Source organism: Streptomyces sp. NPDC059895, assembly GCF_042731035.1.
GTDB lineage: Bacteria > Actinomycetota > Actinomycetes > Streptomycetales > Streptomycetaceae > Streptomyces.
The window spans coordinates 36512-62357 of record NZ_JBHWKO010000011.1; the positions used below are offsets into that span (position 1 = coordinate 36512).

Consider the following 25846-nt stretch of genomic DNA (forward strand, 5'->3'; position numbering starts at 1 on the left):
TTCGGGCTGGCGCGCGGATCTACGGGCTGGGAGCTGCACAGCAGACGGCCGCCCACGGACCCCACCGGCCAACCGGCCAACCGGCCAACCGGCCCACACCCACGGCCGGGACCACACAGGCGAAACGGTTCCCCGCAGGGGCCGACCGCCGTCGGCCGACCGGCCCGGCGCGGACCACCCCACACCAACCACCCCACACCTCGGCCGTGGAGCACATCGATGCACGATCCCCACGGCGCGCGGCGCCCCGGCGCAACGCGCGTCACCCTGCTCACCGAAGGCACCTACCCGCACAGTCACGGCGGTGTGAGCGTCTGGTGCGACCAGCTCGTGCAGGGCATGCCCGACGTCGGCTTCGACGTCATCGCGGTCACCGGCACGGGCCGCGAACCCCTGGTGTGGGAGCTGCCCGCGCACGTCTCACGGGTGCTCTCCGTCCCGATGTGGGGCGCTCCGCCCGAGGGCCGCCCGCCCCGCGGCCGCCCGCGCGAGCGACTCGCCACCGCCTACGAGGAGTTCCTCACCGCGCTCGTCGACCCGCGCGCCGAGGACGGCTTCGGGCCCGCCCTGTACACGATGGCCCGGTCGGCCGCCGACGGCGGGCTCAGCGCCTTCCTGCGCGGCGACCGGGCGATCGCCCAGCTGACCGCCGTCTGGAACCGGCCCGGGCTCGCCGTGCGCGAGGCCCGGCCGACCGTGCACGACGCGCTGACCGCGACCGCCCTGCTGGAGCACGCGCTGCGCCCGCTGGCGGCGCCGCCGCCGGAGACCGGAGTCGCCCACGCGGTCAGCGGCGGGGTCGCCGTCCTGCCGGGCCTCGCCGCCCTGGAACGGCACGGCGTCCCGCTGCTGCTGACCGAGCACGGCGTCTATCTGCGCGAGCGCTACCTCGGCTACCGCACCGCCCCCTACCGCTGGCCGGTGAAGGCGGTCGTCCTCGGCTTCTTCCGGCTGCTGGCCGAGGAGACGTACCGCCGGGCCGCCCTGATCACTCCCGGCAACCGCTACAACCGGCTGTGGGAGGAACAGGGCGGTGCCGCCCCGGAGTCGATCCGCACGGTCTACAACGGCGTGGATCCCGCCGCGTTCCCGCCGGCCGGGCCCGAGCCGGAGGCGCCCACCCTCAGCTGGGCGGGCCGGGTCGACCCGATCAAGGACCTGGAGACCCTGATCCGTGCCTTCTCCCTCGTGCGGGCCGATCGTCCCGACGCCCGGCTGCGGCTGTTCGGCGGGACACCGCGCGGCGGCGAGGCCTACCGGGAGCGGTGCGAGGCGCTGGCCGCCGAGCTGGGTCACGCGGACGCCGTCACCTTCGAGGGCCGCGTCGACGACATCAAGGACGCCTACGCGGCCGGCAACGTCGTGATGCTCTCCAGCATCAGCGAGGGCTTCCCGTTCACCCTCATCGAGGCCATGTCGTGCGGCCGGGCGACCGTCTCCACCGACGTGGGCGGGGTGCGGGAGGCCGTCGGCGACACCGGGCTGGTGGTCCCGCCGCGCGATCCGGCGGCGATGGCCGCGGCGGCGCTGGAGCTGCTCGCCGACCCGGGGCGGCGGCGGGCGATGGGCGAGGGGGCGCGGCTGCGGGTGATCGAGCAGTTCACCCTGCGGCAGACCGTCGACACGTTCCGGTCCGTCTACCAGGAGCTGCCCACGGTGGGGCGGGGCGTGACGGCGGACGACGCCCGCGTCGAACGAGCGGTCCCGACGGTCACGGGGAGCCTCGCCGGATGAGCGGCCCGATCTCCCTCGAACCCGGCGGCGCCGAACGGGACACGCTCGCGCTCCGCCTCGCCGGGACCCGCCCGCCGCGCCGCCGCCCGCGGTGGGCCCTGGACGACACCACGCTCGCCATCCGGCTGCCGGGCACCGGACCGGACGAGGAGGCGGTCAGCGCCCTCGCCGCCGAACTCGCCGACCGCGTCGGGCCCGCCGTCCACCCCTACGAGGTGGCCGCGCTGCTGGAGGCGGAGGGCCTGCCGGGCTCGGTGATCAAGGAGCGGTACGGCCACCCGGACCTGTTCTCGCTCGCCGCCGCGCTGTACGAGCGGGTTCCGCGCACGTTCCCCGATCCTCCGCCGGCGGCCGACCCGTGGCGCCCGGACACCGTGCGCTGTCTGCTGCGGGGTGTGCTGTTCGCGCTGCCGGGCCTCGCCTACCTGCTCACGGCGCCGCTGTGGGACGCCGGCCGGCACACCGCCGTGCTCGTCGTGGCGGGGCTGGTGTCCTGGGCGTGGGGGCAGGCGCTGGGCCACCGCGCCCATCTGCGGAGGGCTACCGGGCCCCGGGAGGCGGGCCGCACCCTCCTGGTGGGCGCGCCGGTGGGGGCCGTGGTGGCCACGGCGGCCTCCGCGCTGCCCGCCGGGGGCGGGCCGGTGACGCTGGTGGCGGCCGCGCAGTCGGCGTACCTCGCGGCGGCGGGCGTACTGCTCGTCCTGGGCCGGGAACGACTGCTGGCGGCCGCGCTCGCTCCGCTGGTCGCCGGTGCCGCCGTGCTGCCCTGGGCGGAGCCGGGACCGTGGCTGCGGGCGGGGCTCCCGCTGCTGGCGCTGCTCGCCGTCCTCGCCGTCACCGGCCACGCCCTGCGGGGCGCGCTCGCCGCGCCCGCCGTGCCCGGCGCCGGCCGGCCGCCTGTGCTGCGGTCGCTGCCGTACGGCCTGTTCGGGCTGGCGGCGGGAGTGCTGGTGCTGCTGGCGGGAGAGCGGGAGCCGTACGCGGTGATCGTGCTGACGGTGAGCATGGGACCGGCGGAGTGGCTGCTGTACCGCTACCGGGGGCTGTCGGTGGCCGCGCTGCGCGCCACCGTCACTCCGGCGGGGTTCCGGCTGCGTTCGGCCGGCGTCCTCGGCCTGTGTCTGACCGCCTACGTCCTGCCGCTGCTGCCGGCGGCCCTGCTCACCGGCGCCGAACCGGCCGTCGTACTGCCTCTGGCGGCGGCCCTGTGGACCGCGCTGCTGCTCCAGGCGTTCGGGGCGGCCTGGCCGTCGGCCGGCATCTGTCTCGCCGCGGCGGGCGGCGCCGGGGCGGTCACCCTCTGGCACCTCCCACCGGGCCCGGCCGTGCTCCCGCTCGGCTGCGGTGCCGCGGCGCTCTGTCTGGCGGCGTGCGCGCTGCGGCTGCTGGGCCGCCCGGCCGCGCACGCCTGACACCACCACAGCCGCCGCACCGATCCGCACCGCCCGGCCCCTGCCCCCTCCCGGGGCCCGACCCCGCACCGCCACCCCGCTCCTCCCCTCCACCGACCGAAAGGACCACCGCGTTGACCTCCGCACCGCTCGCCGCCGTCACCGGAGCCGAGGGTTTCATCGGCTCCCATCTCACCGAGGCGCTGGTCGCCTCCGGCCACCGGGTCAGGGCCATGGCCCAGTACAACTCCTTCTCCTCCTACGGCTGGCTGGAGACGTTGCACCCGGACGTCCTGGACCAGGTGGAGGTCGTCCTCGGCGACGTCCGCGACCCCGGCTCGGTCCGGGGCCTGCTGGAAGGCGCCGACACCGCCTACCACCTGGCCGCGCTGATCGCGATCCCGTACTCCTACCAGGCACCGCACAGCTACGTGGACACCAACGTCACCGGCACCCTCAACGTGCTGGAGGCGGTCCGCGCCCTCGGTACGCCCCGGCTGGTGCACACGTCCACGAGCGAGACGTACGGCACCGCGCAGACCGTGCCGATCACCGAGGACCACCCGATCAACACCCAGTCGCCGTACGCCGCGTCGAAGGCGGGCGGGGACCGGCTGGCCGACAGCTACCACGCCAGCTTCGGCACGCCGGTGGTGACGCTGCGGCCGTTCAACACCTTCGGGCCGCGCCAGTCGATGCGGGCGGTCATCCCCACCGTCATCGGCCAGGTCGCCGCCGGGGAGCGCGCGATCACCCTGGGCGACCTGCGTCCCACCCGTGACTTCACCTTCGTCGAGGACACCGCGCGGGCGTTCCTCGCGGTGGGCACCGCGCCCGCGGAACGGGTCGTCGGGCGCACCTTCAACGCCGGTACCGGTGGCGAGATCTCCGTGGGGGACCTGGTCGCGCTGATCGGCAAGGTGATGGGCACCGCCCTCGACGTGCGGGAGGACGCCACCCGTATCCGGCCCGCGAACTCCGAGGTGATGCGGCTGGTCGCGGACGCGAGCCGGCTGGCAGCCGCCACCGGCTGGCAGCCCGCGCACACCCTGGAGGAAGGGCTCGCCCGCACCGTGGAGTTCTTCCGCGACCCGGCCAACCTGGCCCGCTACAAGACCGGCATCTACAACATCTGACTCCCGTCCGGTCCGTCCGGCCGGTCCGAAGCACATCCACGAAGGAGGAGCCCCATGCACGCAGTGATCCTGGCGGGAGGCAAGGGCGTACGGCTGCGCCCGTACACCACCGCGCTGCCCAAGCCGCTCGTGCCCATCGGCGACCAGCACGCCATCCTGGAGATCGTGCTGCGCCAGCTCGCCTCGGCCGGCTTCACCAGCTGCACCCTCGCCATCGGCCACCTCGGCGAGATCATCCGCGCCTACGTCGGCGACGGCTCCCAGTGGGGCATGGCCGTCGACTACGCCACCGAGGAGAGCCCGCTGGGCACCATGGGCCCGCTGCTGAACCTGCGCGACCGGCTGCCGGAGACGTTCCTGGTGATGAACGGCGACGTCCTCACCGACCTCGACTACGCCGACGTGCTGCGCCGGCACCGGGAGTCGGGCGCGCCGCTGACCATCGCCACGTACGCCCGCACCGTGAGCATCGACTTCGGGGTGCTGACCACCGACGACAGCAAGGTCGTCGCGTTCACCGAGAAGCCGAGCATGGACTACCGGGTCTCGATGGGCGTCTACGGCCTGTCCCGCGCGACGCTGGAGGCGTACACGCCGGGGCTGCCGCTCGGCTTCGACGAGCTGGTCCTCGACCTGCTGCGGGAGCGCAGACCGCCGCACGCCTACGAGTTCGACGGCTACTGGCTGGACATCGGCCGCCCGGACGACTACGACCGGGCCAACGCCGAGTTCACCACCCGCAAGTCGCTACTGCTCAAGGGAGCCTGAGCACCGCATGCGCATCCTCGTCCTCGGTCACACCGGCTATCTGGGCGCCCATGTCGCCGGGCGGCTGAGCGCCCTGCCGGGTGTGACGGTCCTCGGCGCCGGCCGCTCGTCCGCCGCCGCGTTCCCCGTCGACCTCGCCACCGTCCGCCCCGAACGGCTGGCGAAGGCGCTGGCGTCGGCGGCCCCCGACTCCGTCGTCAACTGCGCGGGGGCGACCGGCGGCGACGCCGTGACCCTCGCGGAGGTCAACGCCCGCGGCCCCGCGGTGCTGTGTGCCGCACTGCGCGAGGCGGCTCCCGCGGCCCGCCTGGTCCACCTGGGCTCGGCCGCCGAGTACGGCCCCGGCGCGCCCGGCCTCGCGGTGACGGAGTCGGCGGCCACCCGGCCGGCCGGCCCGTACGGCGCGACCAAGCTCGCCGGCACGGCCGCGGTGACCGCGTCCGGCCTGGACGCGGTGGTGCTGCGGGTGGGCAACCCGGTGGGGCCGGGGGCGCCGTCCACCGGCCTGCCCGGGCGGACCCGGCGGCTGCTGCGGGCCGCCGGGCCGGACCCGGACGCGGTGCTGCGGCTCGGGGACCTGTCCGCGTACCGCGACTTCGTCGACGTACGGGACGTGGCGCGGGCCGTCGCCCTCGCGGTCACCGCGCCGGGTCCGCTGCCGCCGGTCCTCAACGTCGGCGGGGGCCGGGCCGTCCCGGTGCGCGAGCTGGTCCACGGGCTGGCCCGGCGGGCCGGGTTCCGGGGACGGATCGAGGAGGACGCCGGGGGTCCGGCGGGCTCGGCCCGGTCGGCGGAGGTGTCGTGGCAGTGCTCCGACATCACCGCCGCCGAGGCGGCCCTCGGCTGGCGGCCCGCGCACACCCTCGAGGAGGCGCTGGCCGCCCTGTGGGAGGGCGACCGTTGAACCTGCTGGTCCCGCTCTACGTCCACCCGGCCGAGGACCCGGGCGCCTGGCACCGGCTGATCACCGCCGCCGCGGACACCTACGGCGTCGTCCTCAACCCGGCGAACGGGCCGGGCGAGCGCCCCGACCCGGCGTTCACCGCGGCGGCCGCGGCGCTGCGGGCGGCCGGGGGGCGGCTGCTGGGCTACGTCGACACCGACTACGGGGTGCGCGGCCGGGCCGAGGTGACCGAGGACGTCCGCCGGCACCGGGAGTGGTACGCGGCCGACGGCTGCTTCCTCGACCGGGTCACGGCGACGGCCGAGGGGCTGCCCGCGTGCCGCCGGCTGGTGCGGGCGGTGCGCCGGCTCGGGGCCGGGACGGTGGTGCTGAACCCGGGGGTGCACCCGGCGCCCGGGTACGCCCGCCTCGCCGACCTGACCGTCACCTTCGAGGGCCCCTGGTCGACGTACGTCTCGGCGTTCAGCCGGCCGGCGTGGACCGCCCGCCATCCGCCCGGCCGGCTGTGCCACCTGGTCTACGGAGTCCCGCGGGCGCTCGTCCCGCTCGCCGTGCGCACCGCGCACGAGCGGGGCGCGGCGGTCTGCGGGCCGGTGACCGGGCAACTCCCCAACCCCTGGGCCGCGTTGACGCCCGCACTGAACGGGACGGAGCGATGAGAAGCAAGGCACTGGCGTACGTGACACTGCTGGCCGCGCTCGCGGCCTGGACCCTGACCGGCTGTTCCGGCACGGACGGCCGGGACGCCCCGGACGGCCCGAACGCCTCGGACGCCTCGGAGGCCTCGGAGGCCTCGGACGGCTCGCGCGGGTCCGCCGACGGGCGCGGCACGGCGCAGGCCCGCTGGCAGCCTCGCCCCGGTCTGGCCTGGCAGTGGCAGCTCGACGGCGCGGTCGACCCGTCGGCCGACGTGCCCGTCTACGACATCGACGGCTTCGAGAACTCCGCGGCCGACGTCGCCCGTCTGCACCGCGACGGGCGCAAGGTCATCTGCTACGTCAACGTGGGCGCCTGGGAGGACTTCCGGCCCGACGCCGACGCCTTCCCCCGCTCGGTGCTCGGCGGACCCAACGGCTGGGAGGGCGAGCGCTGGCTGGACATCCGGCGGATCTCCGTGCTGCGCCCGCTCATGGAACGGCGCTTCGACATGTGCCGCGACAAGGGCTTCGACGCGGTCGAGCCCGACCTGGTGGAGGGCTACGGCAACGACACCGGCTTCCCGCTCACCGCCGGCGACCAGCTCCGCTACAACCGCATGATCGCCGCTCTCGCCCACGAGCGCGGGATGGCGGTGGGCCTGAAGAACGACCTCCCCCAGATCCCGCAGCTGCTGGCCGACTTCGACTTCGCGGTCAACGAGGAGTGCGCGCAGTACGACGAGTGCGGGCGGCTCACCCCGTTCATCGAGGCCGGCAAGGCGGTCTTCCACGTGGAGTACGCCGAGCCGACGGCCGCCTTCTGCCCCGAGGCGCGGCGGCTGAGACTGTCGTCGATGCAGAAGAAGCCGGAACTCGGGGTGTGGCGCAAGCCCTGCTGACACCTGTGCTCCGGCGCGGGGTGACGACTGTGTCTCTTGTCGCGGCTGTGTCTCTTGTGACGGGAACGCACGTTCTGTCGATCGATCCGCCAAAGGAACCCCATTTGTGCCATTGGCAGGTTATAGACTTCCGTCCCTGCCCGCGTCTGGGGGACGGGCAGGCAGACCGGCCACCTGGAGACCATGTGGTGCGCATTCGTGTGAAGGTCCTCGGCTCCGCGTGTCTCGAACTCGACGGTGCGCGCGTCCGCCTCTCGCCGCAGGCCGTGAAACTCCTGCTGCGTCTCGTCGCCGCCGACGGCGACACCATTCCGGCCGGGCGGCTCTACGAGGAACTGTGGGGAGCCCCGCCCGGGTTGCGCATCACCCGCCTGCACCGCACCGAGGTGCAGAAACGGGTCCACGAACTGCGCCGTGCCATGGCGGCCGGACGCCCCGGCGACCAGGCCGGCCTGCTGCGCACCGAGCAGTCCCTCACCGGGCGGGACCCGGTGTCGGCGTACCGGCTCGTGCTGGACCAGAACCAGCTGGACCGCCTGGAGTTCGAACGGCTGGTGAACCAGGCCACCCACGCCGCGCCCGGCCACGCGGCGGCGATGCTGAACGAGGCGCTGCGGCTGTGGCGGGGCACCCCGTTCGAGGAGGTGGCCACCTCCCCCTTCGCCCGGCCCGTGGTCCGCAGGCTCACCGACCTGTACGACACGGCCCGCCGCGAACTGGTACGCGTGCACGCCGAGTTGGGGCAACTGCACCTGGCCCTGCCGATCGCCGAGTCACTGGCCCGGGAGGCGCCCGGCGACCCGGAGGCCGCCCGCACGCTGCGCGCCCTGCGGGAGAGCCTGCGGGCCCGGCACGGCGACGAGGTGCTGCGCCACGAGATCCGGCCGCTGCGCACCACGATCGTGGTCAAGCGGGGCGACCTGTTCGACCAGGACGACGCCAATGTCGTCGTCGGGTTCGGCGACACCTTCGACACCTCGACCGACGAGGACGTCGTCATCAGCCGGGACAGCGTGCAGGGCCAGCTGCTGCACCGGGTGTACGGCGGCAGCCGCGAGGACCTGGACCGCCGGCTGCGCAAGGCACTGCGCGGGGTGGCCCCCGCCGGGGTGGAGAACGTCCGCGACAAGCCGCGCGGCAAACGCGTGCGCTACCCGGTCGGCACGGTCGTACCGCTGCCGCTGCCCGGCAGACGGATCTTCGCCACCGTCTACTGCCGCCAGGGCAACGACCTCGTCACCCGCGGCACGAAGGACCAGCTGCGCGCCGCGCTGGAGCGGCTGTGGGAGTCGGTGACCGTGCACGGCCTGTACAAACCGGTGGCCGTCCCGCTCGTCGGCTCCCGGCTCGCCCGGATCGACGGGCTCGGCGACGAGGAGTCCATGCGGATGATCGTGGAGACCTTCCTGCGGGCGTCGCGCAGCACCCCGGTCGCGCCCGAACTGCGCATCGTCGTCCGCACCTCGTCCCTGGAACGGATCCGCATCTGGGACGTGGCCCGGTTCGTCGAAGGCCTGGACGGCACCGGACGGTACGCCGATGAGTGAGCCGCTGCGTGAGCTGCCCCCCGAACTGCGCGAGGCGGCCCTCGTGGTGCTCCGGGACGTCCGGCTGTGGCGGTTGCCACCCGACCGGTGGGAGCGGCTGGCCCGCCTGCTCGACACGGCCGCGGGCGCCCTGCGCGCGGGCGACGCGCACCGCTTCGACCAGGCCACCGTGGACCTGGAGCTGGCCGGGCCCGTCCGCATCACCCGCATCGGCGACACCCACCGCGGCTCCGCCCGGGAGTCCGCCCCCACACCGGCACCCCCGCCGGTCCGGGAGCGACTGAACCATCTGATCCACACCCTGTCGGGCGGCCCCGGCGCAATGGCGGACGAGGACGGCCGTCCGCGGGACGACGGCCCCCGCGGCGGGCAGCGGACCGGCGGACGCCCGTGACCGGGCCGGCCGGACTCCTCGACCAGCACCTGGTCGTCCACCTCTACGCCCCCGCCGAGGGCCCCGGCGCGCCCGCCGCCCACCGCGCCCTGCACGCCCTGTGGAACGGCTGCCGCCTGCTCTTCGGCATGACCGAGCCGATCGCGGCGACCGGACTGCCGCCCGTGCCGCCGGCCGACCTCGGCGCACTGCCGCTCGGCGCGGAGCGGGCACTGGCCGCGCAGGAACGCCCCGGCACGGACTGCCAGGCCGTCCTCCGCCTCCACCAGGACGTCCTCAACCTGTCGGTGTCCCTGGCGTCCGACCGGCCCGCCGGGCCCACCGGGCCCGCCTGGGGCGAGGAGGGCGAACGCTGGCGGGCCCCGAACCGCGCGTGGTCCGCCCTCACCGACCGGCACGCCCCGCACCTGCTGGGCCAGGCCCGCCTCTACCTGGCGCGCGTCCCCTCCGCCGAGGAGGTCCGCACCTGCGCCCCGCCCCTGTACGCACGGCTGCACCGCCTGCTGCCCGCCGAGGCGGTCCGCGCCTCCCCCGCCTGGCGGCGCGGCATCCCCCACCCCTGCGGCCTGGCCCTGTGGGAGACCGGGGACGACGGCGACGGACGCGCCCTGCGCCGCTTCCTGGTGGCCGTCGCCCCCGACGACGATCCGGCGGCGAGCGCCTGGCTGTGGTCCCGGGGCGACACCGCCCTGCCCCCGTTCGCCCGCTATCTGCTGCACGCCGCCAAACTCCGCTACCAACTGCGGGTGTGGCAGCGCGACAACCAGGCCCGGGAGCTGCGGGCCGCCCTGGAGACGCTGGGCACGGAACTGCGCCGGCTCGGCGCCGGCGACCGCGCGACGGCCGGACTGCTGCGGTTGCGCAGGCTCGACTCGCTGCTCTTCCTCAACGACCTGCGCGCCCTGCGCCGTACCGTGGACATCGCCGCCGACAACCTGCGCCGGGCCGTCGACCTGCCCCGGCCGGCCGCCCCCGGCACCCCGTTCGCCGACGACGCCGACCTCGCCCGTTCCTTCCTGGAACGGCTCGACGACGACCTGGCGTACCTCGGCCTCGCCGTCGACGGCGCCGGGGAACTGACCGCGGCCCACCCTCCCCCGGCCCCCGGGCCCGTCACGCCGCCGCCCCCGGCCCCACCCCTAGCGGAAGCCGCGCCGGACGGCGTCACGACGGACGGCCTCACGGCAGACCGCCCCACGACTGACCGCCCCACGACTGACCGCTCCACGACAGACCGTGCAAGGGCAGACCGTGCAAGGGCAGAACGCCCCACGACAGACCGTGCAACGGCAGACCGCACCACGACAGACCGTTCCGCGAAGGACGGCGTCGCGGGGCGCGGAGCGGCGGCCGAACCGGCAGCCGGCCCGGCCCCCGGGCCTGCGGCCCCCGCTTCCGGGCCCGCCGCGCCCCTCTCCGGGCCCGGCGGCGGACCCGGCAGCGGACCCGGGGGCGCGCCCGGCGGCGACCGTTCCCGCAACGTCTTCGTCGTCCACGGCCGGGACGCCCCGGCCCGCGACGCGTTCTTCGTCTTCCTGCGCGCGCTCGGCCTGTGCCCGCTCGAATGGGAGGACCTGGTCGCCCTCACCGGCAGCGCGTCCCCGTTCCTGGGCGAGGTGATCGCGCGGGCCATGCCGTACACCCAGGCCGTGGTGGTGCTGATGACCCCCGAGGACGTCGTCCGGCTCCACCCCGACCTGCACGAGGCGCAGGAGGCGGCGCACGAGTCCCGCTGGTCGTTGCAGGCCCGTCCGAACGTGCTGCTCGAACTGGGCATGGCCCTGGTGACCCACCCCGACCGGACGGTCATCGTGGTCGTCGGCGACCAACGGCCGGTGAGCGACCTCGGCGGGCGCAACTTCGTCCAGATGTCGGGGGCGCCCGGCTTCCGCGCCAAGGTCGCGAGCCGGCTGCGGCTGGCGGGCTGTCCGGTCGACACGGACGGCCAGGACTGGCTCACCGCGGGCGACTTCACCGCCCTCACCGCCTACGACCGCCGCCCGCCCGGGGCCGGCCCGTGACCGTCCGGCCCGGCAGGCCCCACCCGCGCACCGCCCGGGAAGCGGAGGGGAAGCGCACGGAAGCGGCGGGAAGCACGGGGAAGCACCGGGGTGGTGTCGTCGGAAGCGGCGGCGGGGGTGAAGTCGGGGCATGACAGAAACACAGAGCGACGACACCAGCCGGCGGCCCTCGCCGGACACCACGCTGGAACTGCTCAGAGCCCTCTTCCAGGACCGGCCCGGACTGCTGCGGGCCGTGACGCTCGGCGACCTCGAAGGCCGCGGCGTGGTGGAGGAGATCCAGTCCCACGACCGGCTGTTCGGCCTGCCGGTCTACCAGTTCGCCGTGGGCCAGACCGGCGCCGGCAAGACCTCCCTCGGCAACCTCCTGTTCGGCGAGCGGGCGATGCGCTCGACCGGCTACCAGGACTGCACCGACTACATCGGCATGCTCAGGCTCCGCAGCGACCTGTGGTACTTCGACACCCCCGGCGCGGGCGGCGACGAGCAGTACGAGAACTTCGCCCGGCTCGCCCTCGGCCTCGAACAGATACGGGGCAGGAAGGCGGAGTCGTTCGAACTGCTCGACTTCACGGACGCCTCCCTGGAGGGCGAGAAGGTGGTCGGCGTGCTGCGCACGGAGGTCGCGGCGGCCGACCGCGACCGGGAGTTCGGCGAGAAGTACCCGCCGGACGTCATCGTCTACCTCGTGGTGCCCCAGCGCCTGTTCCTCCGCCCCGACCAGGACTACCTGAGGGACATGCTGGAGCGGTACGGCGACAAGGTCGTCGTCGCCCTCAACACGTGGGAGAGCGCCACCCGGGACGTCGACGTGCTCAACGTGCGCCGGCAGATCACGTCGGTCTACCAGGACGTCTTCGGCACCTCGGTCGAGCCCCGGTTCGTCCAGTTCGACGCCCTGAGCGGCACGGGCGTCCACGACCTGACCCGGGCGCTGTGCCAGGTGATCGCCCCTGAGAAGCTCGGCGGCATGCAGGCCGTCCTGGACGGCGACCTCAAGGAGCACGCCCGCCGGGAACGCAGCCTGCACTACCGCCGTACGGTCAACCGGATCGCGGCCCGGCTGGCGCTCAACACCGTGGACCAGCAGGCCGGGAACCAGGACCTGGTGGCGGTCGCCGCCAAGGGCGTCAGCCAGTTCGGGGTGCTCACCTTCGAGGCCGGGGCCGCGGCGGCCGCCCTCCGGGACGCGCTCGCGGACCTGGTCGACCGTGAGGCGCGGTCGGTGCGGGAGAAGCAGTCCGAGAAGGTCGTCACCAAGGACCTCACGACACGCAAGCGGGACATCGTCACCAAGGAACCGCAGTTCGACCTCGTGGAGACGACCCGCAAGGAGAAGAAGAAGATCACCCGCGAGGTCGAGAACGTCACCGGCACCGGCTTCCTGAACACGCTGAAGGAGCACGCCAAGGCCACCGTCGACCAGATCGACAACGCCCTCGGCGGCGGCGGCTGGGAGAAGCACGACGCGCTGCGCGAGCGGGCCCGGCGCAACTCCGTGCACCGGACCACGAGCACCGTCCACGAGGAGGTCGAGGTCCCGGTCACCGAGATCCGCCAGAAGGTCGTCGGCTACCAGGAGAAGGTGCTCGCCACCGTCGAGGAGGTCGTGGACGTCACCGAGCGCGTCATCGGCACCAAGGCGCTCAAGGGCGGCCTCCCGGTGATCGAACTGCTGCTGTCGGTCGGCACGGGCGTCGAGGCGTACTGCCTCGCCGAGGACGGACGGGACGGCATCGACACGTACGTGGAACGGGAGCGGCAGCGGATCGCGATCGTCCTGGACCGGGCGGAGCCGCAGCTGTCGAAGCTGCTGCGCAAGGGCCACGACGCGGAGGAGGAGATCGCCGTGCTGCTCGACCGCCTCCTGGCCACGTCATGAGCGCCCGCACGAGGGGGCAGACGCTGCTCACCCTCGACGAGCCCTCCCTCGGCGACGTGCGCGCCGCCCTCATCCAGAAGCGGCTGGGCACGGCCCGCGCCACCACCGCGGGCCGGCTGCCCCGGCTGGTGTCCACCGGCCGGACCGGCAGCGGCAAGTCCACGCTCGGCAACCTCCTGGTCGGCTCCGACGACCTGCTGCGCTCGACCGGCTTCCAGGACTGCACCGACGCCGCCCACGTCCTGCGCTTCCCCCGCGGGCTCACCTACGTCGACCTGCCCGGCGTGGCCGGCGACGACCGGCTGGAGAACTTCAACCGGACGGCGCTGGGTCTGCCGCAGGCACCGCAGTGGCCGACCGTGGACGCGCTGCGGGTCCTGCGGTACGAGGAGCGCCGGCAGGTCGCCGACGACACCCACCCCGCCGCCGGTCTCCCGCCCGACCTGCTCCGCCCCGACCTCGTGCTGTACCTCTGCGCCCCGCACCGGGGCGTCGGCCGGGCCGAGGAGCCGTACATCGTGGACCTGCTGCGCGCGATCGGCAGTGAGCGCGTCCTGTTCGTGCTGAACCTCTTCCACGACGAGGGCGGCAGGCGGCTCGCCACCCCGCAGAACCTGGAGGACGCGCACGCCGCCCTGGCGCGCTGGCACCAGGAGGCGGGCCGGCGGCTGGACACCTCGCGGATCGTGCCCATGGACTGCCGTTCCGGGGCGGGGCTGGCGGAGCTGCTGTCCGCGGCCCGCGACTGCCTCGGCGGGAACACCGCGCTGACCGAGATCGTCACCTACCAGCACGAACGGGCGCCGCGCCTGTACCGCCGGGAGGTGCAGCAGGCCGTGGTCCGGTTCGCCGCGCAGGTCGCGTCGGTCACGCCCGCGTCGGACGCCACGGCCGGCGAGGTGCCCGTGGCGGCGGCCCGGCGGCTCGTGGAGTACGCGGGCCGCCTCGCGGGCGGCGGCCGCCGCAACCACGGCCCCTGGCTGAAGCGCTTCGAGGCGCTCACCGCCAAGGAGCTCGCCGGCCTGCGGAAGGTGGCCACCGAGCCGATCATCGAGCGGCGCTCGAAGGACGTCTACGAGGACGTGCCGCGCTACGACTGGGTCAAGGAGACCGACTACAGCCGGCCGGTCTACGAGACGCGCCGCCGCAAGGTGAAGGTGTCGCCCGGCGACTTCGACGAGTTCCTGGACGGCATCGGCAACTGGCTGGGCGGCGACGGGTTCGTCGCCGAGCGCTGGGTCAGCGAGGAGGTCCTCGTCGGCTACAAGAAGAAGAAACGGCAGGTGGTGACGGGCTACGACCAGCGGTACGTGCGCACCGACCACTGGGACGAGACGGTCGGCGTACGCGAGGTGGCCGTCACCTACGACCCCCTCGGCGTCCGGGGCGTCGCCCTCGCCCTCACGGCCTGGCACGCGGCCCTGTCCACCGCCGCCGGCAAGGCCCCGGGCCCCCTGGACGCCGTCCGCCGCGACATCCACCGCCGCATCGAACACCTCGGCACCGGCCCGGCGGCCCTCGCCGCCAAGGCGGAGCAGCTCCTGCCCGAGGACACCGGCCGGCTGCTGGAGGCGGTTCTGCGCGCCGGGGAGACGGGGGGTTCCGCTTGAGACGGGGGGCGCCGGCGAGGCGGGAGCGGGGACGGGTGCCGGGCCGGGGGCACGGATGAGTCACGGGGAGCCGCCCCCGGCCGAGAGGCCGCCGTCACCGGAGACCGCCATCGCGCCGGCGCCCCCTCAGGGGGCGTCCGGCTCGGGCGAGGGCCGGGCGTCCCGCTCGGACGAAGGCCGGGCGTCCCACTCGGCCGAAGGCCGGGCGTCCCACTCGGCCGAAGGCCGGGCGTCCCACTCGGCCGAAGGCCGGGCGTCCCGCTCGGGCTTGGGCCGGGGGCCCAGCCCAGGTCGAGGCAGGGCCTCCGGCTCGGACGAAGGCGGGCTCGCGGGCGGGACTCCCGCGCCGGGCCCTCTCGCCCCGGGCGGCCCCGCCCCGGGCGCCCCCGGACCGGCGGAGGCTTCCGGTCGTCCGGGCGCCTCCCTCGCCCGGGCCCTCTCCCTCGCCCGGCGCGCCTTCGCCGCGCGGGAGCGTTTCGACCGTGGCGTCGGGGGTGCGGCGGCGCTGGAGGAGGCGATCGCCGACGTGCGGGAGGCGTTGGCACTGCCCCTGGCGGAGCCGGGGCTGCGGGCGGCGCTGGAAGGCCGGCTGTCCTCGCACCTGTACCACCGGTGGCGGCTGTCCGGCCGGACGGAGGCACTCCAGGAGGCGGTGGCGCTGGGACGGGACGCGCTGCTGGACGGCCGGCATCCCGATCCCGTCGAAGTCCACCGCAACCAGTGCGGCGCGCTCGTCGCCCTGTTCGAGACGACGACGGACCTCGCGCTGCTCAGCGAGGCGGAGGAGCACGGCAGGCGGGCGGTGCGGCTGACTCCGCCGGGCCATCCGGCGCGGGCGGGCTGTCTGTCCAACCTCGCCCTGGTGCTGCACCGCGTCCACCAGTTCCGCCGCGACCCGGCCGCCCTCGACGCGGCCGTCGCGGCCGAGCGGGAGGCGCTCGCCTGCCTCGCGCCGGACGATCCGCTGCGCCCCCGCCACCAGCACAACCTCGCCGGTCACCTGCGGGCCCGGTACGAGGCCACCCGCGACCTCGACGCGCTGGAGGAGGCCTGCGCGCTGGGCCGGGCGGCGGCCGGCGCCCTCGGCGACCCGCTGCACCAGGTGTCCGCGGCCGGCGCCCTCCTCACCCGGTACCTGGCCCGCGGCGACCTCGCGGACGCGCACGAGGCGCTGGCCCTGGAGGAACGGGCCCTGGAACGCGTCGCGCCCGACGATCCGCGCCGTCCCGCCTACCTCAACATCACCTCCGCAACCTTGGGCCACCTGGCCGCACGCACCGGGGACGCCGCGTGGGCCCGCCGGGCGGTGGCCGTCTCCGCCGAGGCCGTCGCCGCCACCGCGCCCGGCCACCTGGACCGGCCCGGCCATCTGCGCACCCTGTCCTCCCACCGCCTGGCCCTCTTCCGGCTGACCGGAGACACCGAGACGCTGAGAGCGGCGGTGCGCGACGTGGAGGAGGCCCTGGACGCGCTGCCGTCGGCCCGTCCGGAACGCGGGGCCTGCCGCTCGGTGCTCGTGGAGGCGCTGGTCACGCTCTACGACCACACCCAGGAGCCGGGTCTGCTGGACGACGCGGTGCGGGCCGCCCGGGCGGCACTCAAGGAGGGCCCGGAGTCCGGTGCGCAGCGCGTGCCCTGGCTGAACAACCTGAGCGGCACGCTGCGCGCCCGCCACTGGCTCGACCACGACCGCGCGTACCTGGACGAGGCCGTGGCGACCGCCCGGGAGGCGGTGCGTCTGGCCGGCGACGACCCCCGCCTCCCGCTGTACCTGGGCACACTCTGCTCGGCGCTGCGCGACCTGGACGGGGTGACGGGCGGCGACCTCGGCCTGCGTACGGAACTGGTGGCGGCGGCCCGCCGCGCCCTGGCCGGCACTCCCGAGGACTCCCCCGACCGGGGCCGGCGCACCGGCGAACTCGCCTGGACCCTGGTCCTGCTGGCCGGCGCGCCGGGCGTCTCGGGAGCCGCGGCCAGGGAGGCGGCGGCCGAGGCGGTGTCCCTGGCCCGGCGCGCGCTGCGGGCCGTTCCCCGGGAGCGGGCTGAGCACGCGGGGGTCGCGCTGACGCTGGGCACGGCGCTGGCCCTGGCGGACGGGCCGGCCCTGGACGGTCGCCCGGTCGGTGCCGAGTCGCCCTCACCCCGGGCCGAGTCGCCCTCACCCCGGGCCGAGTCGCCCTCACCCCGGGCCGAGGCGCCCACTCCCTGGGCCGAGGCGGCCGAGGTCCTCGCGGCGGGCGCCGCCGCCACCGCCTCCCTCCCCCAGGACCGTCTGGAGTGCGCCCGGGCCCTGTGTGCCCTGTGGCTGGCCGCCGGCCGTCCCGCCGAGGCGCTGGACGCCGTGGAACAGGCGGTCGGCCTGCTGCCGTACGTCGCGCCCCGGCACCTGGCCCGCAGTGGCAGGGAGCGCGGTCTGGAGCGGCACGCCGGTCTTCCGCAGCAGGCGGTGGCGGCGGCGCTCGCGGCGGGACGGCCCGGGCGCGCGGTGGAACTGCTGGAACGCACCCGGGGTGTGCTGCTGGGCGAGGCCATCGAGGCCCGCGACGGCCCGGCGGCGCTGCCCGCGCCCCTGGCGGCGGAGTTCGCGCGGCTGCGGGAACTGCTCGCCGTACCGCCGCGGTGGGCGCACGGTCCGCCGGACGACCGGCTGTCCGTCCTGGCGGAGGGCGAGCAGCGCCGCGTCCTGGCCGCCCGCTGGGAGGACCTGCTGGAGCGGATCCGGCACGTCCCCGGCCTCGCGGACTTCCTGCGCCCGCCCGCGCTGCCGGAGCTGGTGGCGTCGGCGGCGGGCGGACCGGTCGTGATGGTCGTCGAGGGACCGGCCGGCGGACACGCCCTGGTCGTCGGAGCCGCACCCGCCGGCCGGGGCACCGACGCCGACGCCGACGCCGACGGGGTGACCGTGGTCCCGCTGCCCGCGCTGACGCCGGGCGCCGCACAGAGGTGGGCGGCCCGTCTGCGGGAGCCGCTCGGCAGGGGCGAGCCGCTGGACCGCCGGGATCTGCTCGCGCTCCTGGCGTGGCTGTGGGAGGCGGTCGCCGAGCCGGTGCTCACCGCCCTCGCTCCGGCCCCGGGCTCCCGCCTGTGGTGGTGCCCGACGGGCGCGCTGGCGCTGCTGCCGCTGCACGCGGCCGGCCGGTACGGCACGGAGCGCGCCGTCGGCGTCCTGGACCGGGTGGTGTCGTCGTACACACCGACCCTGCGGGCCCTGGCGTACGCCCGCTCCCGGGTGTCCGCGGCGGACGGCGGCGCGCTGGTCGTCGCCGTGCCGGAGCCTCGCTCGGCGTACGTGGGCCCGCTGCCCGGTGCGGTCCGGGAGGCGGAGGGGGTGGCCCGCCGGCTGCGCGGGGCGCGGCTGCTGTGTGCGGCGGAGGCGGAGCGGGCGTCGGTGCTGGCCGCGCTGCCCCGGCACACGGTGGCCCACTTCGCCTGCCACGGGGCGGGCGACACGGTGTCCCCGGCGGGCAACGGCGTTCTGCTGGCCGACGCCGACGGCGTTCCCCTGACGGTCGCGGCGGTGGCCGGGCTGGATCTGCGGGGCGCGGCGCTCGCCTATCTGTCGGCGTGCGGCACCAGCGAGACGAGGATCTCCCTCGCCGACGAGTCGGTGCACCTGGCCTCCGGCTTCCAGGTCGCCGGGTACCCGCAGGTCGTCGGCAGCCTGTGGAGCGTCCCGGACCTGGCCTCGGCCCGGGTGGCGGACGCCTTCTACGCCCACGCGGCCGAGGACGGGCGGCTGGTCCCGGCCCGCGTCCCGCACGCCCTGCACCACGCGGTGCTCGCCCTGCGCCACCGCTACCCGGGCAGTCCCGAGCTGTGGGCGCCGTTCGTCCACCACGGCGCGTGAGACCGGACGGGCGGCCTCCGCCTCGACCGCCTCCTCCCCAAGGCGTCGCACGTACCCTGCTCGGGTGCACGACATGCCTCTCGGTGTCTCCCTCCCGCCCGTGCCGGGCGGCGCCTCCCTGGGCGACGTGGTACGCCGTCTCGCCGACCTCCTGGAGCCCGGTCCCGACTGGTGCGGCCGGGCGGACACCGGCATCGAGGACGTGGCCATCGCCGGTCCCGGCGAGCCCCTCGGCACGCTGCCCGGCGCGGTCCTCTTCCCGCTGCTGGACACGGAGAACTACGTCCTCATCGCGATCGCGCTGAGCGGCGCCCTGCTCTGCATGGGCATCATCTACGGTCCCGCGGGCGCCTACATGCCCGAACTGTTCGGCACGCGCATGCGCTACTCGGGTGCCGGATTCTCGTACAACCTCGGCGGCGTGCTCGGCGGAGCCGCGGCCCCGCTGATCGTGACGGCGCTCGCCGAGAACTACAGCCCCGTGGTGGGCGGCTGGTTCATGAGCGGCATGGCCCTGCTGTCGCTGCTCTGCGTCCTCGCCCTGCCGGAGACCGGCGGGCGCGACCTCGACGCGATCTGACCGCCCGGGCCGCTCCCCGTCCGATCCTCCCCACGAGGACCCCACGAGGACCCCACGAGGACCCCACGAGGGCCCCACGAGGGCCCCACGAGGACGGGGAGCGGCCCGGCGCACCCGGCACACTCCCCGACAGCCCCCGCACCCCGCACACACTCCTCGACAGCCCGCGCACCCCTCACCTTCCGGCCCCGGCCGGCGCCCCCTCACGGGCCGGCGGGCGGCAGCGACGGTGTCAGGGCGTCGGTGAGCGCGCTCCCGGTGGCGGTGTCGAGGGCGCCTGCGTGCTGGACGCCGACGTGGTCGGCGAGTTCGGTGGCGTGCAGGCGCACGGCCACGTCGAGGAGGCGGGCGTAGACCGTCGCGGCCGTCCTGCCGCGGCGCCACGCGGCGGTGGCGACACAGGCCGCGAGGAGAAGGAACGGCCACGACAGGATGCCGACCAGGGCGTAGAGAACGCTCCACGCCGCCAGCCGCGCGGCGCCGGACAGGCCGGCCCGGGCGGCGACGATCTCCGTGCGCGTCGCCTCGGGGACGACGACGAACAGGTACGGCCAGGCCAGCGTCAGATCGAGTCCGTGGTCACGCTGCACGCGGACGACCACGGCGTTGATCCGGTCACCGATCCACGTCGGCCGGTCCGGCCACTCGTGGGCGATACGGACCAGCTTCTGGTAGGCGGCGTCCAGGCCGTCGGGGTCGCGCGGCCGGCCGTAGCGGACCGCGTCCACCTCCTCGTCGTACTTGTGCCGGTAGGCGCGGTGCCGTGCCGTCCACTCACCGCGCCGCCGCTCGACGCGCCACCGCGCCAGGTCCCGGAAGGGCCGGCGCCAGGTCCGCCGGCCGTCGGCGAACCAGAGCGACTCCACGAGGGACGCGACGCCCCCGGCGGCGAGGCCGGCCGCGGCAGCGGCGGCGGTGACGGACACGAGCACGACGACGATCCCGCCGGTGGACTGCACACGGCCGGACTCCGACCAGACGGTGAGCCGGTCGCCGAGCCGGTCGAGGGCGAACGGGTGGCTCCAGCCCCAGGCGCGGGCCACGGCCAGTGCGGCCAGGTACAGGACGCCGGGGATCACCAGCATGTCGAACCAGCGCCCGGCGGCCCTCTTGGCGAGTTCGCTGAGCAGGCTGCCCACGTCAGTAGAGCCTCTCCGGTTTCAGGGGCACGCCGAACACGGCGCAGTCCTGGGCCGGGCCGTCGCCCCCGCGCGGGATCCGGACCCGGGAGCAGCGGCCGCGCGGGCAGGAGAGGATCCCAGCGGCGGGCCGGGCGTCGCCTCCCCCGGGGAGCGTGCCGTGGTCCGCCCCCCGCGGGGCGCCGTAGACGCCCCGGCCCTCGTGGGCCAGGACCGTGCGGTGGATGGCTTCGACGACGTCGGCGAGGTCCTCGTCGCCGTCGCGGAGGAGGGCGAGCAGCCGGTCCAGCGGTTCGGTGTCGCCGTACCGGCGCAGCCTGGTCCTCAGGTCGTCGAGCCGTGCGCAGGCGTGCGCCACACCGTCCCGGATCTGGTCGGCGGACGGCCGGGGGCGGCCGGCGGACGGGGAGCGTCCGCCGTCGCCCGGAGACGGAACAGCCATGACGCCTCCCGTGTCGTGGGTCGGGCAGTACCGGACAGGATGCCCAAATCGTGCTGCTCCCATGTGAGTTGGAGGGTGACGACGGGGGAACGATGACCGTGGCCGGAGTGCCTCGGGGGGGATCGTGATCGAGGAAGCCATGTCGGCGGTGGCGCGGCGCCTGGCGCGGATGTCGGAGGGCCGGGTCTGCGCCGAGGCCCTGGCCCCGGAGGCTCTCGCGGACGCCCGGCGTCTGGAGGGCTGTCTCCGCGAGCACGACGGCAACGTGACGGCGCGGCGTCTGCTCGGCTGGCTGCACTGGTACCGGTACGTGTGCCTGCCCGAAGGAGAGGACGGCCCGGCCCTGGAGGCCTCCGTCGACGCGTTCCTGATGTGTTTCCTGGCCGGCGACGAGATGATCCCCGAGCAGGTGGAGCCGCTGCTCGCCGACGCGGCGGAGCCCGTGGCGCAGGCGTGGCTGACGCGGGCCGAGAGCGCGGACGACCCGGCGTTCAGCCAGGCGGTGGCCGCGTTGTGGCAGCGGATCGTCGCGGGCACCGCCGACGGCCACGTACGGCTCGCGTCCCGCCGTACGTGCCTGGCCCTGGCCCGTTGGGGGCTCTTCCGCGTCGCGCCGTCGGGGGCCGTGCTGGACGGCAGCGTGGACGCGGCGCGGGCCGCGCTGGACCTGCTGCCGGAGCCGGGCGAGCCGCGGGCGGCGATGCTCTCGCTCCTGCGCATGGCCCTCTGGACCCGGTACCGCTCCGCGCGGGCGGCGTCCGCGGCTCCCGGCGAGCGGGCGGCCCCGGACGGCGCCCCGCCCTCGTCCTCCCCGTCCCCGTCCGAGGACCTGGACGAGGTGATCGAGACGGGACGGCGCCTGCTCGGTCTCGTCGGCGCCGTGGACCTCCCCTCCGACTGGACCGGACCCTCCGACTGGACCGGGCCGCTGCTGGCGGAGCACTGGCAGGTGCTGCGGACGCGCTTCGACGCCACCGGGACCGACGCGGACCTGGCCGATCTGACGGCCGTCGCCCGTCAGCGGGTCGCTCTGGCCGAGCCCGGCGCCCCGGAGCACGCCGACCGGCTGGCGGACCTCGGGACCTGCCTGCGCATCCGCTTCCTGCGTACCGGGGAGTCCGCCGTGCTGGACGAGTCCATCGACGTCGACGGCCGGGCCGCCCGGGCCACCGCGGACGGGCGGCCCGGGCGGGCCCACCGCTTCTCCTACCTGGGCACGTCCCTGTTCACCCGCTTCGAGAACACCGGCGGCGCCCACGATCTGGACGCGTCGGTGGACGCCTGGCGGACCGCCCTGGCCGCGCTTCCGCCCGGGCACGCGGAGCGACCGCACTTCCGGTGGTGTCTGCTGGCCGCCCTGCGGACGCGCCACGCCCGCTCGTCCGGCGCGCGGGACCGCGACGAGATCATCGACGTGTCGCAGCGGAGTGTGGACGAGGGGGACGCCGAACCCGGCCGAGCGGGCGCCGTGCGGCGCGGCGAGACCCGGCGGGACCTCGCGGAGTTGCTGCTGGACCGTCATCTGGGCGGCGGTCCGGCCGACGACCTCACCCGCGCGATCGCCCACGGCCGCGGGGCGCTGCGGTGTCTGCCCGCGGACCACGACGGCCGCCCGGGGGCGTTGAACGTCCTCGCCCGGGCGCTCACGTGCCAGGCGTGGATCTCGGCCGACCGGGCCTGCCTCGACGAGGCGATCCGCGTCTATCGGCGCCTGGCCGCGCTGCCCGGCGTCACCGACGGCCTCCGGGCGTCGGTCCGGGCGTCGTGGGCCGCCGCGCTGGCGACCCGCCACGACTGGACGGGTGACCGGGCGGACCTCGACGACGCCATCGCCCGGTGGCGGGAGGCGGCCGAGGACCGGGCGCGGCCGGCCGCCGGCGACGCGCTCTTCGCCCAGCGGCTGTCCGGCCTCGCCGGATCCCTGCGCAAGCGGTACGAGCGCGGTGGCGCGGGCGCGGACCTCGACGAGGCGATCGCCCTGGACGAGCGGGCCCTGGCGATGTCCCCGGCCGGCGCCGCCGGGCGTGCGGGTCTCCTGGTCTCCCTGGGCGCGTCGCTGCGGACCCGGTTCGAGCGGACCGGCCGGACCGAGGACCTGGAGCGGGCGCTCGCCGTGGGCCGGGACGGCGCGCGGGCCGACACGGCGTCCCCGCTCCACGACCGTGCGCAGGCACTGGCGGAACTCGGCACCACCTGCCAGGTCGCGTTCCGCCGCTTCGGCCGCCTGGACGATCTCGACGAGGGCGTCGACCACCTGCGGGCCGCTCTCGCCGCCGACGCGGACGCCCCGCAGCGCCGGGCTCTGGTGCTCGCCGCCCTCTCCACCGCGTTGAGCACCCGGTACGGCCACACCGGGTCGTCGGCCGACCTGGACGACGCCATCGACGCCGGACGCCGGGCGGTGGCGGTGCTGCCCGAGGGACACCCGAGCCTCGGCGTCCGGCTGAGTCATCTCGGCGTCGCCCTGCGCGAACGTTTCCTGCGCGGCGGACCGGCCGCCGATCTGCACGAGGCGGTCGTCCTGCAGCGCCGGGCGGCCGACGCCCTGACCGAAAGCCATCCGGGCGCGCCGGGCGTGCTCTCCAACCTCGGCGCCGCCCTGGCGACGCTCCACGGGCACACCGGTGCCGCGAGCGACCTGGACGACGCCGTCGCGGCCTACCGGCTCGCCCTGGACCGGGCCCCCGAGGACGACCCCCGGCGGGCGGCAACCCTCTCCAACCTCGCGGGCGCCCTGCGCGACCGGTACGCCCTCACCGCCGCGCCCCGGGACCTGGACGACGCCGTCGCCGTCCTGCGCGAGGCCCGGGACCTGACCCCCGGGGACCACTACGAGCGCGTGACCCGTCTGCACAACCTGGCCCACGCCCTTCTCCACCGTTTCGCGCGCACCCGCGACCCGCGCGACTTCGGTGCGGCCGTCGCCTCCTTCACGGACATGGTGTCCGTGCGGACCGCCCCGGCCTCGGTGCGGATCCACGCCGCGCGAGCGGCGGCCGCGCTCACGGCACGCTTCAGCAGGAGCCACGCAGCCGATCTCCTGGAGGCCGCGGTGCGGCTGCTGCCCGAGGTGGCGCCGCACCGCCTGGAACGGGGCGACCGGCAGTACGGGCTGGGCCGGTTCGCCGGCCTGGCCGCCGACGCCGCGGCGCTCGTGCTGGCCGGTCCGGGCAGCGACCTGCTCGCCTCCCTGGACCTGGGACCCGGCGAACCGGCCCTCGTCACCTTCGCCGGGAGCAGCCCCCTGGTCCTGACCGGACACGGCACGGACACCGACGACCGGCAGCGCGCCGCCCGGGCCCTCGGACTGCTGGAACTCGGCCGGGGCGTCCTGCTGGGACAGGCGCTCGACGCCCGGGACGACGCCCTGGCACTGTTGCGCGCCCGGCACCCCGGGCTGGCCGAGGAGTACCTCAAGCTGCGCGACGCCCTCGACGTCGAGCCCCCGCCCCGCGGAGCCGTCACCGAACCGTTCGGCGACGGCTCCGCGTCCGGTGCGCCGCCCGACCGCGGACCGGGCCCGTCCGCGGCGCCGGACCGGCAGCGGCTGGCGCGGGCCTTCGCCGCGGTCCAGGACCGGATCCGGTGCCTCGGCGGGGACTTCGAACGGTTCGGGCTGCCCCCCGCGGAGACGGAACTGCGGGAGACGGCCGCTCAGGGCCCCGTGGTGATCGTGAACGTCAGCCCCTACGGCAGCCACGCCCTGCTGCTCACCGCCGACGGCGTCCGCGGCCTGCCGCTGCCCGCGCTGACGCCCGGGGCGGTCACCGACCGGGCCACGTCCTTCCACCGGGCCCTGAGCGACATCGACGACCCGGACCACCCGGACCCCATGGCGGCACAGGAGGTGCTGCACCGGACCCTGGAGTGGCTGTGGGACGTGGTGGCCGGACCGGTGCTCGACGCTCTCGGTGTCACCCCCGGCCCCGGCCGCACCCCGCCGCCGGCCGGGGAGCCGCCGCGCGTGTGGTGGGTGCCCGGCGGAGCCCTGAGCCGGCTGCCCCTGCACGCGGCGGGTCACCACCGGACCCGGGCGGCGGACGCGGCACCGCGGACGGTGCTGGACCTGGTCGTCAGCTCCCTCACACCGACCGTGCGGGCGCTGCACCACGCGCGCAGACGGGTCGACGCGCCCCCCGCCCCCGCCGCACGCGCGCTCGTCGTCGCCGTCCCGGGACAGCCGGGCTCCGCGGGGCACCTGTCCACCGCGAACGCCGAGGCGGCCCTCGTGGCCCGGTACGCGCCGGGGGCGAGACTGCTGACCGACGGGGACGTGACCGGCGGGGAGGTGTCCGACGGCGACGCGACCGGCGGCGACGCGACCGGCGGGGAGGTGTCCGGCGCCGATGGGTCGCCCGTCCCGCCCGCCGACCGCCCGACCGGAGCCAATGTGCTGCGCGACCTGCGCGAGGCAACGGTCGCGCACTTCGCCTGCCACGGCCTGACCGATCCCCTGGATCCCTCACGCAGCCGCCTGGTCCTCCAGGAGGACGCCACCGGCGCGTCCCCGTCCGACGGCTTCACCGTGGCCGCCCTCTCCGCCGTCGACCTCCCCCACGCGCGCCTCGCCTACCTGTCCGCGTGCCGGACCGCCGCCGCCGAGATCGCCGAGCTCCAGGACGAGTCGATCCACCTGACGTCGGCCTTCCTCATCGCGGGCTTCCCCCAGGTGATCGGAACGCTGTGGCAGGTCCAGGACGACGCCGCCTACGACATGGCCGACACCTTCTACCGGGAGCTGCGGGCCCGCACCCCTCGCGGTCTCGCCCCCGCCGAGTCCGCCCGCGCCCTGCGCGCCGCCGCGGTGGCGGCGCGCGAGCTTCTCCGGGCCCCGTCCCTGTGGGCGGCGCACCTCCACACCGGAGCGTGAACCCGAGCCCGGGGGCGGGCGGGCGGACCACCGGCCGGTGTGCG

At 76.0% G+C, this 25846-nt stretch carries 17 protein-coding genes; 15 read left to right on the plus strand and 2 right to left on the minus strand.

The features are described from left to right. The first annotated feature begins 219 nt into the window (after positions 1 to 219). The 14 genes from pelF to ACFV9M_RS15470 all read left to right on the plus strand — a co-directional run bounded on the left by pelF (position 220) and on the right by ACFV9M_RS15470 (position 19351). Positions 220 to 1734 (plus strand): GT4 family glycosyltransferase PelF, encoded by a 1515-nt coding sequence (gene pelF / locus ACFV9M_RS15405; RefSeq protein ID WP_385073924.1) that lies wholly within the window; start codon positions 220 to 222, stop codon positions 1732 to 1734. Next, positions 1731 to 3146, plus strand: a complete 1416-nt coding sequence (locus tag ACFV9M_RS15410; RefSeq protein WP_385073921.1) for a hypothetical protein — start codon at positions 1731 to 1733, stop codon at positions 3144 to 3146. The genes pelF and ACFV9M_RS15410 overlap by 4 nt, the downstream gene beginning before the upstream one ends. 113 nt (positions 3147 to 3259) lie before the next feature. Then, a complete protein-coding gene (locus ACFV9M_RS15415) occupies positions 3260 to 4261 on the plus strand; it encodes a GDP-mannose 4,6-dehydratase (RefSeq protein ID WP_385073918.1) in 1002 nt (333 codons plus the stop codon). 54 nt (positions 4262 to 4315) lie between these two features. After that, positions 4316 to 5029 carry an NDP-sugar synthase gene (locus tag ACFV9M_RS15420; RefSeq protein WP_385073915.1) on the plus strand — a complete coding sequence of 238 codons (714 nt, stop codon included), beginning with the start codon at positions 4316 to 4318 and terminating at the stop codon, positions 5027 to 5029. A gap of 7 nt (positions 5030 to 5036) precedes the next feature. Next, complete coding sequence (locus tag ACFV9M_RS15425) at positions 5037 to 5933, plus strand: NAD-dependent epimerase/dehydratase family protein (RefSeq protein WP_385073912.1); 897 nt, start codon at positions 5037 to 5039, stop codon at positions 5931 to 5933. Then, positions 5930 to 6592: a spherulation-specific family 4 protein gene (locus ACFV9M_RS15430; RefSeq protein WP_385073909.1), complete on the plus strand. Its 663-nt coding sequence runs from the start codon at positions 5930 to 5932 to the stop codon at positions 6590 to 6592. The genes ACFV9M_RS15425 and ACFV9M_RS15430 overlap by 4 nt, the downstream gene beginning before the upstream one ends. Then, complete coding sequence (locus ACFV9M_RS15435) at positions 6589 to 7470, plus strand: endo alpha-1,4 polygalactosaminidase (protein WP_385073906.1); 882 nt, start codon at positions 6589 to 6591, stop codon at positions 7468 to 7470. The genes ACFV9M_RS15430 and ACFV9M_RS15435 overlap by 4 nt, the downstream gene beginning before the upstream one ends. A gap of 188 nt (positions 7471 to 7658) precedes the next feature. Further along, positions 7659 to 9017: a macro domain-containing protein gene (locus ACFV9M_RS15440; RefSeq protein WP_385073903.1), complete on the plus strand. Its 1359-nt coding sequence runs from the start codon at positions 7659 to 7661 to the stop codon at positions 9015 to 9017. After that, the gene (locus tag ACFV9M_RS15445; protein WP_385073901.1) at positions 9010 to 9411 is read left to right on the plus strand and encodes a CATRA system-associated protein; all 402 of its coding nucleotides are present in this window, start codon (positions 9010 to 9012) and stop codon (positions 9409 to 9411) included. The genes ACFV9M_RS15440 and ACFV9M_RS15445 overlap by 8 nt, the downstream gene beginning before the upstream one ends. Further along, a complete protein-coding gene (locus ACFV9M_RS15450; RefSeq protein WP_385073898.1) occupies positions 9408 to 11432 on the plus strand; it encodes a CATRA conflict system CASPASE/TPR repeat-associated protein in 2025 nt (674 codons plus the stop codon). The genes ACFV9M_RS15445 and ACFV9M_RS15450 overlap by 4 nt, the downstream gene beginning before the upstream one ends. 130 nt (positions 11433 to 11562) lie before the next feature. Beyond that, entirely contained in the window at positions 11563 to 13314 is a 1752-nt protein-coding gene (locus tag ACFV9M_RS15455) for a hypothetical protein (RefSeq protein ID WP_385073896.1), read from the plus strand. Then, on the plus strand, positions 13311 to 14924 hold the full coding sequence (locus tag ACFV9M_RS15460; protein ID WP_385073893.1) for a hypothetical protein: 1614 nt from the start codon (positions 13311 to 13313) through the stop codon (positions 14922 to 14924). Before ACFV9M_RS15455 ends, ACFV9M_RS15460 begins: the two co-directional genes overlap by 4 nt. A gap of 268 nt (positions 14925 to 15192) precedes the next feature. Continuing rightward, complete coding sequence (locus tag ACFV9M_RS15465) at positions 15193 to 18771, plus strand: CHAT domain-containing protein (RefSeq protein ID WP_385073890.1); 3579 nt, start codon at positions 15193 to 15195, stop codon at positions 18769 to 18771. A gap of 73 nt (positions 18772 to 18844) precedes the next feature. Next, entirely contained in the window at positions 18845 to 19351 is a 507-nt protein-coding gene (locus ACFV9M_RS15470; RefSeq protein ID WP_385073930.1) for an MFS transporter, read from the plus strand. A gap of 203 nt (positions 19352 to 19554) precedes the next feature. On the opposite strand, the gene ACFV9M_RS15475 is transcribed toward ACFV9M_RS15470, so the two are convergent. Both ACFV9M_RS15475 and ACFV9M_RS15480 read right to left on the minus strand, forming a co-directional pair. Further along, on the minus strand, positions 19555 to 20490 hold the full coding sequence (locus ACFV9M_RS15475; protein ID WP_385073887.1) for a hypothetical protein: 936 nt from the start codon (positions 20488 to 20490) through the stop codon (positions 19555 to 19557). A 1-nt stretch (position 20491) separates the two neighbouring features. Next, positions 20492 to 20932 (minus strand): hypothetical protein, encoded by a 441-nt coding sequence (locus tag ACFV9M_RS15480; RefSeq protein WP_385073885.1) that lies wholly within the window; start codon positions 20930 to 20932, stop codon positions 20492 to 20494. Between the two features lie 124 nt (positions 20933 to 21056). Here ACFV9M_RS15480 and ACFV9M_RS15485 point away from each other — a divergent pair, with 124 nt between their 5' ends. After that, a complete protein-coding gene (locus ACFV9M_RS15485) occupies positions 21057 to 25802 on the plus strand; it encodes a CHAT domain-containing protein (protein WP_385102451.1) in 4746 nt (1581 codons plus the stop codon). Positions 25803 to 25846: the final 44 nt, after the last annotated feature.

Coding starts and splice junctions, on each gene's coding strand:
- ACFV9M_RS15460 (WP_385073893.1), top strand. CDS start 13,311: ATGAGCGCCCGCACGAGGGGGCAGACGCTGCTCACCCTCGACGAGCCC.
- ACFV9M_RS15420 (WP_385073915.1), top strand. CDS start 4,316: ATGCACGCAGTGATCCTGGCGGGAGGCAAGGGCGTACGGCTGCGCCCG.
- ACFV9M_RS15410 (WP_385073921.1), top strand. CDS start 1,731: ATGAGCGGCCCGATCTCCCTCGAACCCGGCGGCGCCGAACGGGACACG.
- ACFV9M_RS15470 (WP_385073930.1), top strand. CDS start 18,845: ATGCCTCTCGGTGTCTCCCTCCCGCCCGTGCCGGGCGGCGCCTCCCTG.
- ACFV9M_RS15480 (WP_385073885.1), bottom strand. CDS start 20,932: ATGGCTGTTCCGTCTCCGGGCGACGGCGGACGCTCCCCGTCCGCCGGC.
- ACFV9M_RS15455 (WP_385073896.1), top strand. CDS start 11,563: ATGACAGAAACACAGAGCGACGACACCAGCCGGCGGCCCTCGCCGGAC.
- ACFV9M_RS15445 (WP_385073901.1), top strand. CDS start 9,010: ATGAGTGAGCCGCTGCGTGAGCTGCCCCCCGAACTGCGCGAGGCGGCC.
- pelF (WP_385073924.1), top strand. CDS start 220: ATGCACGATCCCCACGGCGCGCGGCGCCCCGGCGCAACGCGCGTCACC.
- ACFV9M_RS15425 (WP_385073912.1), top strand. CDS start 5,037: ATGCGCATCCTCGTCCTCGGTCACACCGGCTATCTGGGCGCCCATGTC.
- ACFV9M_RS15435 (WP_385073906.1), top strand. CDS start 6,589: ATGAGAAGCAAGGCACTGGCGTACGTGACACTGCTGGCCGCGCTCGCG.